The 12,792-nt window shown below is 72.6% G+C and carries 12 protein-coding genes; 8 read left to right on the top strand and 4 right to left on the bottom strand.

What is annotated here, in order from left to right; genetic code table 11:
- Nucleotides 1–313 precede the first annotated feature (313 nt).
- Both AC0OLQ_RS31670 and mdh read left to right on the top strand, forming a co-directional pair.
- A complete protein-coding gene (locus AC0OLQ_RS31670; RefSeq protein ID WP_357081352.1) occupies nucleotides 314–1,177 on the top strand; it encodes a bifunctional methylenetetrahydrofolate dehydrogenase/methenyltetrahydrofolate cyclohydrolase in 864 nt (287 codons plus the stop codon).
- 100 nt (nucleotides 1,178–1,277) lie between these two features.
- A complete protein-coding gene (gene mdh / locus AC0OLQ_RS31665) occupies nucleotides 1,278–2,228 on the top strand; it encodes a malate dehydrogenase (RefSeq protein WP_357342849.1) in 951 nt (316 codons plus the stop codon).
- 153 nt (nucleotides 2,229–2,381) lie between these two features.
- Here mdh and AC0OLQ_RS31660 read toward each other — a convergent pair whose 3' ends face one another.
- Nucleotides 2,382–3,194, bottom strand: a complete 813-nt coding sequence (locus tag AC0OLQ_RS31660) for an MBL fold metallo-hydrolase (RefSeq protein WP_484529228.1) — start codon at nucleotides 3,192–3,194, stop codon at nucleotides 2,382–2,384.
- Between the two features lie 134 nt (nucleotides 3,195–3,328).
- Between AC0OLQ_RS31660 and AC0OLQ_RS31655 the strand changes: the two genes are divergently transcribed.
- A complete protein-coding gene (locus AC0OLQ_RS31655) occupies nucleotides 3,329–4,546 on the top strand; it encodes an NADP-dependent isocitrate dehydrogenase (RefSeq protein ID WP_484529227.1) in 1,218 nt (405 codons plus the stop codon).
- A gap of 260 nt (nucleotides 4,547–4,806) precedes the next feature.
- On the opposite strand, the gene galT is transcribed toward AC0OLQ_RS31655, so the two are convergent.
- The 3 genes from galT to cysC form a co-directional block, all read right to left on the bottom strand.
- Nucleotides 4,807–5,880, bottom strand: coding sequence for a galactose-1-phosphate uridylyltransferase (galT, locus tag AC0OLQ_RS31650; RefSeq protein WP_484529226.1), 1,074 nt, complete (start codon nucleotides 5,878–5,880; stop codon nucleotides 4,807–4,809).
- On the bottom strand, nucleotides 5,877–6,665 hold the full coding sequence (locus AC0OLQ_RS31645; RefSeq protein ID WP_484529225.1) for a DeoR/GlpR family DNA-binding transcription regulator: 789 nt from the start codon (nucleotides 6,663–6,665) through the stop codon (nucleotides 5,877–5,879). Before AC0OLQ_RS31645 ends, galT begins: the two co-directional genes overlap by 4 nt.
- 151 nt (nucleotides 6,666–6,816) lie before the next feature.
- Nucleotides 6,817–8,346, bottom strand: a complete 1,530-nt coding sequence (cysC, locus tag AC0OLQ_RS31640) for an adenylyl-sulfate kinase (RefSeq protein ID WP_484529224.1) — start codon at nucleotides 8,344–8,346, stop codon at nucleotides 6,817–6,819.
- 273 nt (nucleotides 8,347–8,619) lie between these two features.
- On the opposite strand from cysC, the gene AC0OLQ_RS31635 reads away from it, so the two are divergent.
- The 5 genes from AC0OLQ_RS31635 (at nucleotide 8,620) to AC0OLQ_RS31615 (ending at nucleotide 12,723) form a co-directional block, all read left to right on the top strand.
- Entirely contained in the window at nucleotides 8,620–9,534 is a 915-nt protein-coding gene (locus AC0OLQ_RS31635; protein WP_484529223.1) for an ABC transporter ATP-binding protein, read from the top strand.
- The gene (locus tag AC0OLQ_RS31630) at nucleotides 9,527–10,408 is read left to right on the top strand and encodes an ABC transporter permease (RefSeq protein WP_357342862.1); all 882 of its coding nucleotides are present in this window, start codon (nucleotides 9,527–9,529) and stop codon (nucleotides 10,406–10,408) included. Before AC0OLQ_RS31635 ends, AC0OLQ_RS31630 begins: the two co-directional genes overlap by 8 nt.
- Nucleotides 10,405–11,358: an ABC transporter ATP-binding protein gene (locus AC0OLQ_RS31625; protein ID WP_484529222.1), complete on the top strand. Its 954-nt coding sequence runs from the start codon at nucleotides 10,405–10,407 to the stop codon at nucleotides 11,356–11,358. The genes AC0OLQ_RS31630 and AC0OLQ_RS31625 overlap by 4 nt, the downstream gene beginning before the upstream one ends.
- A gap of 3 nt (nucleotides 11,359–11,361) precedes the next feature.
- Entirely contained in the window at nucleotides 11,362–12,072 is a 711-nt protein-coding gene (locus AC0OLQ_RS31620) for an ABC transporter permease (protein ID WP_357342866.1), read from the top strand.
- 171 nt (nucleotides 12,073–12,243) lie between these two features.
- A complete protein-coding gene (locus tag AC0OLQ_RS31615; RefSeq protein ID WP_484529221.1) occupies nucleotides 12,244–12,723 on the top strand; it encodes a hypothetical protein in 480 nt (159 codons plus the stop codon).
- Nucleotides 12,724–12,792: the final 69 nt, after the last annotated feature.

The raw sequence follows: 12,792 nt of genomic DNA, 5'->3' as shown, positions 1-12,792 counted from the left end.
ACGAGAGCGTTGCGAACCAATAACGGAACGTGCCGGGTGGTCTTGTCGTCGCCGCCCGAGTCTGCTACCTGAGTGCCCCGCAGGCGTGTTAACAGGGCCTTCGCAACCGCCCGGTCGTGCTGTATGGCGCGGTCGCGGTGCGCTCGGGCGGATGCGTTGGCGGCTTCCGGGTCGTCCCGTCCGGCATCCGCCGTCCGTTTCCGGCTGTGGCGCGGAGCACAATCGGTGACTCTCGGTGACTAACCCCACGTCACGGTTCGTCACCCTTCCCCGTCACCGACCGGCCGGGCGCGGGGCGTGAGACGATCCAGTCGTGACGGCGACCATCCTGGACGGCAAGGCGACCGCGGCGGAGATCAAGGACGAGCTGCGGACGCGGGTCAAGGCGCTGGCGGAGCGGGGCATCACGCCGGGACTGGGCACGGTCCTGGTCGGCGAGGACCCCGGCTCCCAGGCGTACGTGAACGGCAAGCACCGCGACTGCGCCGAGGTGGGCATCGCCTCGATCCGCCGGGAGCTGCCGGCCGACGCCACCCAGGAGCAGCTCGACGCGGTGCTGACCGAGCTGAACGCCGACCCCGGCTGCCACGGCTACATCGTCCAGCTGCCGCTCCCGGCCCACCTGGACACCCAGCGGGCGCTCGAGCTGATCGACCCGGACAAGGACGCCGACGGCCTGCACCCGGTGAACCTGGGCCGGCTGGTGCTCGGCTACGACGCCCCGCTGCCCTGCACCCCGCGCGGCATCGTCGAGCTGCTCCGCCGGCACGACGTGCCGCTGCGCGGCGCGAAGGTCGCGCTGGTCGGCCGGGGCAACACGGTCGGCCGTCCGCTCGGCCTGCTGCTCACCCGGCGCAGCGAAAACGCCACCGTGACCCTCTGCCACACCGGCACCCTGGACCTCGCCGCGCACACCCGCGAGGCCGACATCGTGATCGTCGCGGCCGGCGTGCCCGGGCTGCTCACCGCCGACATGGTCACCCCCGGCGCGACGGTGGTGGACGTCGGCATCACCCGGGTGATCGGGGCTGACGGCAAGGGCCGCTACACCGGCGACGTCGACCCGGAGGTGGCCGGCGTGGCCGGCAAGCTGGTGCCGATGCCGGGCGGCGTCGGCCCGATGACCCGGGCCATGCTGCTGACCAACGTCGTCGAGCGGGCCGAGCGCCAGGACTGAGTGCCCCAGGCACGTCATAACCGTCCGCCCCTGGCCCGATCGGTGCCAGGATGGCTGATACGGTCCGGAAAACCGACTGGTAGCAGGGAGTGGGACGACCATGGGTAAGAAGGTCACTGTCGTCGGGGCCGGCTTCTACGGCTCCACCACCGCACAGCGCCTGGCCGAGTACGACGTCTTCGACACCGTCGTGATCACCGACATCGTGGAGGGCAAGCCGGCGGGTCTCGCGCTGGACCTCAACCAGTCGCGCGCCGTCGAGGGCTTCGAGACCAAGGTCGTCGGCGTCACCACCGGCCCGAACGGCGAGGGCTACGAGGGCATCGAGGGCTCGGACGTCGTCGTCATCACCGCCGGCCTGCCCCGCAAGCCGGGCATGAGCCGGATGGACCTGCTGGAGACCAACGCCAAGATCGTCCGTCAGGTCGCCGAGAACGTCGCCAAGTACGCCCCGAACGCCGTCGTCATCGTCGTGTCCAACCCGCTCGACGAGATGACCGCGCTGGCCCAGCTCGCCACCCAGTTCCCGAAGAACCGGGTGCTCGGCCAGGCCGGCATGCTCGACACCGCGCGGTTCACCAACTTCGTGGCCGAGGCGCTGAACGTACCGGTGAAGTCGGTGAAGACCCTGACCCTGGGCTCGCACGGCGACACCATGGTCCCGGTCCCGTCGAAGAGCACCGTCAACGGCAAGCCGCTGCGCGAGGCCATGCCGGCCGAGCAGATCGAGGAGCTGGTCGTCAAGACCCGCAACGGTGGCGCCGAGGTCGTCGCGCTGCTGAAGACCGGCTCGGCGTACTACGCCCCGTCCGCCGCCGCCGCCCGGATGGCCAAGGCCGTCGCCGAGGACTCCGGCGAGGTCATGCCGGTCTGCGCCTGGGTCGACGGGCAGTACGGCATCTCCGGCGTCTACCTGGGCGTCGAGGCCGAGATCGGCGCCGAGGGCGTCAAGCGGGTCGTCGAGACCGACCTGGACGCCGACGAGCTGGCCGCCCTGAAGGAGGCCGCCGAGGCCGTCCGCGCCAAGCAGGCCGACGTCGCCAACATGTGACCTGAGCACCACCGCCGAAGGGCGGGCCGGCTACCGCCGGCCCGCCCTTCGCGCATCCCGCCCGGCCCCCGCACCTGGCCGCCCCCGCGCCCGCCCCGGTGATCATGAAGTTTGCGGCACTTTCGGAGATCGACATCGCCGCCAACTTCATGATCAAAACGGGTCGGGGGAGGCCTGGTCGGGGAGGGGGTGGGGGGTGAAGGGGTGGCCTAGGTGGGGGGTGGCCAGGGTGACGGGGGCGAGGGTGCGCAGGAGGGATTGGCGGGTGGTGCGGGCCTGGGTCGGGTTTTCCTCGTGGGCGTAGGCGAGGGTGGGATCGAGCAGTTGGAGGGTGTGGACCAGGAGGTCGCCCGTCACCAGGAGGCGGTCGTCGCCGTCGTCGACCAGCACGGACTGGTGGCCGGGGGTGTGGCCGGGTGTGCTCAGTACGCGTACCCCGGGGGTGAGGGTGGTGTCGCCGTCGACCACCCGGAGCCGGCCGGCGGCGCGCAACGGCCCCAGGAGCCGGGCCGGCAGCTCGGGGTGGAACAGCTCCAGCGCGGCCAGCTCGGCGCGCTGCACCAGGTGGTCCGCGTTCGGGAAGAGCGGCCCCGCCCAGCCGATGTGGTCGGTGTGCAGGTGGGTGAGCACCACGGTGCGTACCTCCGCCGGGTCGATGCCGGCGGCGGCCAGCTCGGCCGGCAGCCGGCCGGGCACCGGCGCCCAGCTCGCGGCGAGCGCGTCGGCCGGGCCGATCCCGGCGTCGACCAGGGTGACCGGCCCGTCCCCGGTACGCAGCGCGAACGCGCGGAACCGCAGCCACCAGCGGCCGTCCGGGTTGACCGTCTCCGGGTCCCGCCGGTCGGCCTCGCGCCACTGCTCGCGGGTGGCGTCCGGGAACGCCTCGACGCGCGGTTGGAAGAAGGGACCCGCCCCGTCGAGCAGGGCGGTGACCGTGATAGACCCGACCGTGTGAGTCAGCGGCATCCGGGAAGGATGCCACCGCGGCCCGTCCCGGGCGACCCCGTTTCCCGCGGGGTGAGGCCGGCTGGGGAGCCCCGGTCAGTTTCCAGTACGCTCGTACTGCTTGAGCACGTGTCCCCCGAGAGGAGCGCCGGCCGATGGCGAAGATCAAGGTAAACAACCCGGTCGTGGAAATCGACGGCGACGAGATGACCCGGATCATCTGGAAGCAGATCCGGGAGCAGCTGATCCTGCCCTACCTCGACGTCGACCTGCACTACTACGACCTGTCGATCCAGCACCGCGACGAGACCGACGACCAGGTCACCGTCGACGCCGCCAACGCCATCAAGGAGCACGGCGTCGGCGTCAAGTGCGCCACCATCACCCCGGACGAGGCCCGGGTGGAGGAGTTCGGCCTGAAGAAGATGTGGCGGTCGCCGAACGGCACCATCCGCAACATCCTCGGCGGCGTGGTCTTCCGCGAGCCGATCATCATGTCGAACGTGCCGCGGCTCGTTCCCGGCTGGACCAAGCCGATCATCATCGGCCGGCACGCGCACGGCGACCAGTACAAGGCCACCGACTTCGTCGTCCCCGGCCCGGGCAAGGTGACCATCACCTACACCCCGGCCGACGGCGGCGCGCCGATGGAGATGGAGGTCGCCAACTTCCCGGGCGGCGGCATCGCCATGGGCATGTACAACTTCGACGAGTCGATCCGGGACTTCGCCCGCGCCTCGTTCCGCTACGGCCTGGACCGCGGCTACCCGGTCTACCTGTCCACCAAGAACACCATCCTCAAGGCGTACGACGGCCGGTTCAAGGACATCTTCGCCGAGGTGTTCGAGAACGAGTTCAAGTCGGAGTTCGAGGCCGCCGGCATCACCTACGAGCACCGGCTGATCGACGACATGGTCGCCGCCGCGCTCAAGTGGGAGGGCGGCTACGTCTGGGCCTGCAAGAACTACGACGGTGACGTCCAGTCCGACACCGTCGCGCAGGGCTTCGGCTCGCTGGGCCTGATGACCTCCGTGCTGCTCTCCCCGGACGGCCGCACCGTCGAGGCGGAGGCCGCGCACGGCACCGTCACCCGGCACTACCGGCAGTGGCAGAAGGGCGAGAAGACCTCGACCAACCCGATCGCCTCGATCTACGCCTGGACCCGGGGCCTGGCCCACCGGGGCAAGCTGGACAACACCCCGGCGGTCACCGAGTTCGCCAACACCCTGGAGCAGGTCATCGTGGAGACCGTCGAGGGTGGCCAGATGACCAAGGACCTCGCGCTGCTCATCTCGCGGGACGCCCCGTGGCTGACCACCGACGAGTTCATGAACGCGCTCGACGAGAACCTGGCCCGCAAGCTGTCGGCCTGACCGTCACCGTTCGCACCGGAGCCCGCCGGCCCTGCCGGCGGGCTCCGTCGTGTCCGCGACCCGGCGTCACCCGGGGCGGGCGCGCCTCGTTGAGCAGGGTGGACGTGATGCCAGTCCCGTCCAAGGAAGGTTGACCGCGATCGCCTCGCGGCCTGAGCGCCGATCAGTCAGCCTTCCCGGCTGTCGCGCACAGCCAGCCGTCCCTTCCCTCGCGGGGGGCCCTGTCCCGGGCCCCCCGCGCCCTGTTGTGGGGCGGGAGATCAGGCGGCGCGGAGCAGTTCGGCGGCCCGCTCGGGGGCGATGTCGTTGATGAACACGCCCATCCCCGACTCGGAGCCGGCCAGATACTTCAGCTTGTCCTTGGCCCGCCGGATGCTGAACAGCTGCAGGTGCAGGTGCCCCAGCTCCCGGTCGACGTGCACCGGGGCCTGGTGCCAGGCCGCGATGTAGGGCATCGGCATGTCGAACAGCCCGTCGAAGCGACGCAGCACGTCGAGGTAGAGCGGCCCGAAGGCGTCCCGCTCGGCGTCGTCCAGGGCCGGGATGTCCGGCACCGGGCGGTGGGGCGCCACGTGCACCTCGAACGGCCAGCGGGCCGCGGCCGGCACGTACGCCGTCCAGTGCTCGTTGCTCGCCACCACCCGGTCGCCGGCGGCGCGTTCCGCGGCGAGCACGTCGGCGTAGAGGTTGCCGCCGGTGCGCTCGGCGTGCCGGCGGGCGGCGGCCAGCATGCTCCGGGTCCGCGGCGTGACGAACGGGTACGCGTAGATCTGGCCGTGCGGGTGGTGCAGGGTCACCCCGATCTCCACGCCCCGGTTCTCGAACGGGAAGACCTGCTCCACCCCGGGCAGTTCGCTCAGTGCGGTGGTCCGGGCGGCGAGCGCGTCGAGCACCGTCCGCACCCGGCCGGGGGAGAGGCTGGCGAACGAGGCGTTGTGGTCGTCGGTGAAGCAGACCACCTCGCACTTGCCGCGCCCGGGGCGTACCGGGGTGAACGGGGTGATCTCCGCCGGCTCCTCGGCGACCCGCTGGCTCAGCGACGGGAACCGGTTCTCGAAGACGACCACGTCGTAGTCGGGGGCGGGGATCTCGCTGAGCCGGTCGCCCCGGGAGGGGCAGAGCGGGCACTGGTCGGCCGGGGGGAGGAAGGTGCGGGTCTGCCGGTGCACCGCGACCGCGACCCACTCGTCGGTCAACGGGTCGTACCGCAGCTGCGAGGCGTGCGGCGGCGGGGGCAGCTCCCGCCGGTCCGGCTGGTCGCGAACCGCGTCGTCCCGCTCGTCGAAGTAGATCAACTCGCGGCCGTCGGCCAGCTCGATCTGCGTACGCTTCACTCCGCCCCCTCCGTGCCCGGCACGATCACCAGCTCGCCCACCCTGTCCTCAAGTGCCCGGCGCGCCTCGGGCGCCAACCGGTCGTCGGTGACCAGCACGTCCGCCGCTTCCAGCGGGACGATCGAGGAGATGCCGACCGTGCCCCACTTGGTGTGGTCGGCGAGCACCACCAGCCGGTCGGCGGCCGCCACCAGGGCCCGGTCCGTGTCCGCCTCCATGAGGTTGGGGGTGGTGAACCCGGCCCGCTCGCTGATGCCGTGCACGCCGAGGAAGAGCAGGTCCAGGTGGAGCGCGCCGATCGCGGCCACGGCCAGCGGGCCGACCAGCGCGTCCGAGGGGGTGCGCACCCCTCCGGTGAGCACCACGGTCTGGTCCGGCCGGCCGCCGAGGTGCAGGATCTCGGCCACCGGCAGGGAGTTCGTCACCACGGTCAGGCCCGGCATGTCGGTCAGCCGGCGGGCCAGCTCGGCGGTGGTGGTGCCGGCGGAGAGCGCGATCGCGGCACCGGGGCGGACCAGGCCCGCGGCCCGGCCGGCGATGGCGGCCTTCTCGACGGACTGGCGGACCGACTTGGCGCGGAACCCGGGCTCGTCGGTCGAGCCGGGGCCGGCCAGGGTCGCCCCGCCGTGCACCTTGGCGAGCAGGCCCTGCTCGTGCAGCGTCTCCAGGTCGCGCCGGACGGTCATGTCCGAGACGCCGAACTCGGCGGCCAGCTCGGTGACCCGGACGCCTCCGGCGGCGCGGACCCGTTCCAGGATGACCGCCTGCCGCTGCCGCGCCAGCACCCCGCCGTCACCTCCCGACTCCCGACCCGTGTCCACGTGGTCGAACGCGTTCCAACAAAGACGAACACTACCGCGCAACGGGGGACAACGGAAGCGGACGCGAGACCGCCGCCGTCCCGGGGCGGGGCGGCGGCGGTCGGTGCTGCGTGGATCAGGCGGACTGAAGGCGGGGCTCCACCCAGCCGGTCTCGGTGAGGTGCTCCATCACCCGCTGGACCGCCTCCTCGACGGTCATGTCCGTGGTGTCGACCACCAGGTCGGCGTCGGTCGGCTCCTCGTACGGGTCGTCGATCCCGGTCATCCCGGTGATCAGGCCGGCCCGGGCGCGGGCGTACAGGCCCTTACGGTCGCGCTGCTCGCAGACCTCCAGCGGGGTGGCCACGTGGACCAGCAGGAAGCCGGCCCCGGCGGCCTGCGCCATCTCCCGGGCGGTGGCCCGGGCGGCCGCGTACGGGGCGATCGGGCAGCAGATGCCCACCCCCCGGTGCCGGGCGATCTCGGCGGCCACCCAGCCGATCCGGCGCACATTGAGATCCCGGTCGGCCTTGCCGAAGCCCAGCCCGGCCGAGAGTTCCCGGCGCACCACGTCGCCGTCGAGCAGGGTGATGGTCCGGTCGCCGCCCTCGCGCAGCAGGTCGGCCAGGCCACGGGCGATGGTCGACTTGCCGGAGCCGGAGAGGCCGGTCAGGAAGACCACCAGGCCCCGGTGCCGGCGCGGCGGGCGGGCCCGGGCCAGCTCCTTGGCCACCGCCGGCGGGGTGTGCCACTCGGGCAGCGGGAAGCCCCGGTCCAGCAGGTCGTCGATCTCCTCCTGGCTGAGCGCCAGCCGCCGGTTGCGCGGCGGGATGTCCTCCCGCCAGCGCCACTGCCCGTCGCGGTTGTCGTAGGCCAGCTCGCGGGGCACCAGCACCCGCAGGCCGGCCCCGGAGAGCATGCCCTCGGTGGAGAGCAGGTGGGTCACCCCGTAGGCGGCGGCGACCCGGGCCCGCAGCAGCGCGTCGCTGATCTCGTCGCGTCGCTTCGCCAGCGGCACCGCCACCAGGGTGGCCGGGGGCATCCGGTCCCGGGCCGCGAACACGCTGCGCACCAGCGCCTCGGCCGGCAGCCCGCCGGTCGCCTCCTCGCCCACCGGGATCAGCACCAGCAGGTGCGCGCCGAGCGTCCGGGCGGCGTGCGCGATCTGCGCGAGCTGCGGCCGGTGCAGCGGACGGTCGGCGAAGACGCCGAGCACCCGCCCCGGGGGCAGCAGCCCGCGGATCTCGTCCGGGCTGCGCCGCAGCCGCTGGAACGGCCCGTGGCCGCCGTCGCCCAGCCGGCGTACCGCGCCGCCCACGCCGACCGTGCCCTCGCGGACCGGCCAGGCGTCGATCACGTCCATGGCGGCCACCGGGGCGCCCTCGCCGTCGGTGAGCACCAGCGCCCGGCGCAGCGGGTCGTCCAGCACCAGCCCGTCGGCCAGCGCGGCCGGCACCTGGAGCGTCACCGGCACCGGCCACGGCGTGCCGTCGGCGAGCCGCCCGCGCCGGCTCAGCGAGGCCAGGTCGGCCCGGGTCATGAAGCCGGTCAACGGGGCGTATGCCCCGGTCAGCAGCAACCCCAGATCGGCCAGCTCAGCGGGCCTTGGCGCGTACGCCGGCGCGTCCCGCAGAACGTCCTCGGGCAGCAGCCACCCGTTGCTCATCGAACCCCCAACTCACCGGCCGGCACACAGTTTCGCAGCCCACCGGCGATCGGTCGAGAGCGCCACTCCACCTCCCGGTCACCGGCCGGCAAACCGGCCGTTCCGGGGGCCTCGGCCAGCCCTCGGCCAGCCGGACGGGCAGTGCGAACCGGCTGGTCGGCCAGCCGAACCCGAAGTCCGGGCGAAACCCCGCGGACCCGTCCGGGCGGAATCAGGGGCAACCCCGAGCGTTTCCCGATACCCGAGGCGGCCGGGACTTCCTAGGCTGGCCTCGTGACACTGCTCGCGACCGAGTCGCTGACCAAGACGTACGGAGGCCGGGTCACCGCGTTGGCCGACCTCACGGTGTCGGTCGAACCGGGGATCATCGGACTGGTGGGCGCGAACGGCGCCGGCAAGTCCACCCTGATCAAGATCCTGCTGGGCCTTCTCGCCCCGACCAGCGGTCGGGTCTCCGTGCTCGGCCTCGACCCCACCACCGACCCCGCGGCCGTCCGCGCCCGGGTCGGCTACATGCCCGAGCACGACGCCCTCCCGCCCGACCTCTCCGCCGCCGAACTGGTCACCCACCTCGGCCGGATCAGCGGGCTGCCCCGCACGGTGGCCCGGGAGCGGGCCTCCGAGGCGCTGCGCCACGTCGGCCTGCACGAGGAGCGGCACCGGGCCGTCGGTGGCTACTCCACCGGCATGAAGCAGCGGGTGAAGCTCGCCCAGGCCCTGGTGCACGACCCCGACCTGCTGCTGCTCGACGAGCCGACCAACGGGCTGGACCCCGCCGGCCGGGAAGCCATGCTCGCCCTGATCCACCGGATCGGCACCGAGTTCGGCATCTCGGTGGTGGTCTGCTCGCACCTGCTCGGCGAGGTGGAGCGGATCTGCGACACCCTGGTCGCCATCGACGGCGGCCGGCTGCTGCGCGCCGACCGGATCGCCGCGATGACCTCGGCCATCGACGTGCTCGCCGTCGAGGTGAGCGAGGGTACGGACGAACTCGCCGCCCGGCTCACCGCGCTCGACCTGCCGGTGTCCCGGGAGGGGCGGCTGCTGCTCGTCCCGCTCGCCGACGACGCCACCTACGACCTGATCATCGGCGCGGTCGCCGAGCTGGACCTGTCGCTGCACCGGCTGGACCAGCGGCGGCACCGGGTGGCCGAACTCTTCGCCACGAGGGAGCCCAGCCATGTCTGAGCCGACCGGCGTCATCCACGACATCGGCTATCAGCGCTACACCGGTCCGCGGCTCGGCCGCCGGCACGTCTTCGGCGCGCTCTACCTGCACGGCCTGCGTACCGCTTTCGGGCTGGGCCGCTCCGCCAAGGCGAAGATCTTTCCCTGGCTGGTGATGGGCATCGTGCTGATCGTCGCCGCCGGGCTGACCGCGGTACGCACCCAGACCGGTCAGGTCGTCATGACGTACGCCCAGTTCGCCGACGCGATGAGCTGGCTGGTCATCTTCTTCGTCGCGGTGGTCGGGCCGGAGCTGGTCTCCCGCGACCTGCACAGCGGCGTGCTGCCGCTCTACTTCTCCCGCCCGCTGCCGCGCGGCGACTACGCGCTGGCCAAGCTCGGGTCGCTGGTCACCGCGCTCTGGCTGCTGCTCGGGGCGCCGCAGCTCGTGATGTTCCTGGGCGCCGCGTTCACCACCAAGGACGGGCTCGGCGGGGTCTGGGACGAGCTGCTCGACCTGCTGCCCGGCCTGCTCTACGCGGCGCTCTGGGCGGTGGTCTTCGCCTCGGTCGGGCTGCTCATCGCCTCGCTCACCGGCAAGCGGGCCTTCGCGGCGGGCGGCGTCGTGGCGGTGTTCCTGATGACCGCCCCGATCGTCGGCATCCTGTCGATCATGCCGTCCCGCACGGTCAACGAGCTGGCGATGCTCGGCTCGCCCACCGCCCTGATCCATGCTGTCGGCGAGTACACCCTCGGCGACCTGCTTGTACCCGGTGGGCAGGCCGACTATCAGATCGGCGGCTTCGGGCCGGTCTACGTGGCCGCCGCCGTGCTGCTGGTGGCCGGCTGCGTCACCCTGCTGCTGCTGCGATACCGGAAGGTGGCCGCCCGATGACCACGATCAGCGCGGAGCCGGCGGCCCCGGCCACCCCCGCCTCCACCCTCGACCTCGCCGGCGTCTCCCGCTGGTACGGCAACGTGGTGGCGGTCAACGACGTCACCATGCGGCTCGGGCCCGGCGTGACCGGCCTGCTCGGCCCGAACGGCGCCGGCAAGACCACCCTGCTGCACATGATGGCCGGCTTCCTCTCCCCGTCCCGGGGCGAGGTCACCCTCGACGGCGCGCCGACCTGGCGCAACCCGGAGGTTTACCGGCGGCTCGGCCTGGTCAGCGAACGGGAGGCGGTGCACACCTTCCTCAGCGCGTACGAGTTCGTGCTGGCCAGCGCCAAGCTGCACCGGCTGCCCGACCCGGAGGCGGCGGCGCGCCGGGCCGTCGCGCTGGTCGAGATGGAGGGGGCGCAGGACCGGAAGATCGGCACCTACTCCAAGGGCATGCGGCAGCGCACCCGGGTGGCCGCCGCCCTGGTGCACGACCCGCAGGTGCTACTGCTCGACGAGCCGTTCAACGGGATGGACCCGCGGCAGCGGCTGCACATGATGGCCCTGCTGCACCGGCTCGGCGACGCCGGCCGGACCATCCTGTTCAGCTCGCACATTCTCGAAGAGGTCGAGCAGGTCTCCGGCACCGTGCAGGTGATGGTCGCCGGCCGGCTGGCCGCCTCCGGCGACTACCGGACCATCCGCCGGCTGATGACCAACCGGCCGCACGTCTTCCGGGTGCGCTCCACGGACGACCGGGCCCTCGCGGTCGCGCTGATCGCCGAGGAGTCGGTCACCGGGGTGGAACTCGGCCGGGACGGGCTGACCGTGCGGGCCGGCGACTACGGCGCCTTCACCCGCGCGCTGCCGAAGATCGCGCTTGCCCGCGGCCTCCGGGTCCGGACACTGACGCCCGAGGACGAATCGCTGGAGAGCGTCTTCTCCTACCTGGTGGGGAGCTGACCCATGTCGACCGTTTCCTGGATCACCGCGCGCGGCCTGTTCGGCCGGCGCCGCTTCCTCCTGCTGCTCCCGCTGCCCGCGTTGCTGCTGGCGCTGGCGATCCTCTCCCGCTCGCTCGGCGTCGACCCCGGCGAGTGGGGGCCGGCGGTGCTGGTCGGGCTCGGCCTGGCCGTGGTGCTGCCGGTGGTCGCGCTGATCGTCGGCACCGGCGTGCTCGGCGCGGAGATCGACGACGGCACGGTGGTGCACATCCTCACCAAGCCGCTGCCGCGCTGGCAGATCATCCTGCCGAAGCTGGCGGTGGCCGCCGGCGTCACGGCGGTCACCGTCGCCGTGCCGCTCTACGTGGCGGGCGTGCTCGCCGACTCGGTACGCCTCGGCCTGGCGCTCGCCGTCGCCGCGTCGATCGGGGCGCTGGCCTACTCCGCGTTCTTCGTCGCGCTCAGCCTGCTCACCCGGCGGCCGGTGCTGCTCGGCCTCGTCTACGTGCTGATCTGGGAGGGGCTGCTCGGCAACTTCGTCAGCGGCACGAAGGTACTCTCCATCCAGCAGTACGTGATCGCGCTCGCCGACCGGATCGCACCGACCGAACTGCTCGCCACCAACGTGTCGGTGCCGGTCGCGGCGGTGATGAGCGCGCTGATCGCGGTGGGCTTCACGGTCCTCGCGATCGACCGCCTCCGCTCGTTCAGCGTGGCCGGCGAGACCAGCTGACGGGCACGAAGGGGCCCCGCTCGACGCCGCCGACGACGGCGCGTCGGGCGGGGCCCGTCCGTGCGGGGCGACCCCCAATGGTCGATGTCCGAAGTGGACTGGACGATCACGGTGCGTTCCGAGGTCTGGTAGCTTGCGGCGGCGAAAGCACGTGACAACGGGGGAGAAACCATGCGCTCAACTCGGCTCGCACTGCTCATTCCGGCCACGCTGGCGGTGCTCGTCATGTCCGGCTGCGACGACGGCGACACGCCCGCGGCGTCCGGCGGCGCCAGCGCGGCGGCCACCTCGTCGGCCGCCGCACCGAGCGCCACCGCGACGGGCACCCCGGCCATGGACGCCGCCACCAAATCCGCCTGCGCCGCCATCGACAAGGACATCCAGGCCGCCCTGAAGAAGGTCGCCGCCGCGGAGAAGATCGGGCCGCCGGCCGGCCACTCCGCGGTCAGCGCCCAGTATTCCGCCGGCGCCGCCTCGCTCTACGCGAACGCCTTCACCACCAGCACCACGGTCAACGACGCCGTGAAGCAGGTCGCGACCGCGATGTCGGACCTCGCCGACACGTGGGCGAAGGCACCCAAGAAGGCGCCGAGCAAGGCCTCGCTGAACACCGCCGTGAAGCAGCTCGGGACCGCCTGCTCGGCGACCTGAGCCGGATCTCGCGGGAAAGGAGTGGCTGTCGCGTCGCGAACAGCCACTCCTTTTCTCGTCGTCCGATCC

It is taken from the genome of Micromonospora sp. Utrum1, assembly GCF_057197805.1.
Note: the sequence above shows the minus strand (reverse complement) of the source record. Positions and strands in the feature narration are given on the sequence as shown.

Excerpts from the sequence above, each read along its gene's own strand:
- mdh (WP_357342849.1), top strand. The coding sequence starts at position 1,278 with ATGGGTAAGAAGGTCACTGTCGTCGGGGCCGGCTTCTACGGCTCCACC.
- AC0OLQ_RS31660 (WP_484529228.1), bottom strand. The coding sequence starts at position 3,194 with ATGCCGCTGACTCACACGGTCGGGTCTATCACGGTCACCGCCCTGCTC.
- AC0OLQ_RS31655 (WP_484529227.1), top strand. The coding sequence starts at position 3,329 with ATGGCGAAGATCAAGGTAAACAACCCGGTCGTGGAAATCGACGGCGAC.
- cysC (WP_484529224.1), bottom strand. The coding sequence starts at position 8,346 with ATGAGCAACGGGTGGCTGCTGCCCGAGGACGTTCTGCGGGACGCGCCG.
- AC0OLQ_RS31630 (WP_357342862.1), top strand. The coding sequence starts at position 9,527 with ATGTCTGAGCCGACCGGCGTCATCCACGACATCGGCTATCAGCGCTAC.
- AC0OLQ_RS31625 (WP_484529222.1), top strand. The coding sequence starts at position 10,405 with ATGACCACGATCAGCGCGGAGCCGGCGGCCCCGGCCACCCCCGCCTCC.
- AC0OLQ_RS31620 (WP_357342866.1), top strand. The coding sequence starts at position 11,362 with ATGTCGACCGTTTCCTGGATCACCGCGCGCGGCCTGTTCGGCCGGCGC.
- AC0OLQ_RS31615 (WP_484529221.1), top strand. The coding sequence starts at position 12,244 with ATGCGCTCAACTCGGCTCGCACTGCTCATTCCGGCCACGCTGGCGGTG.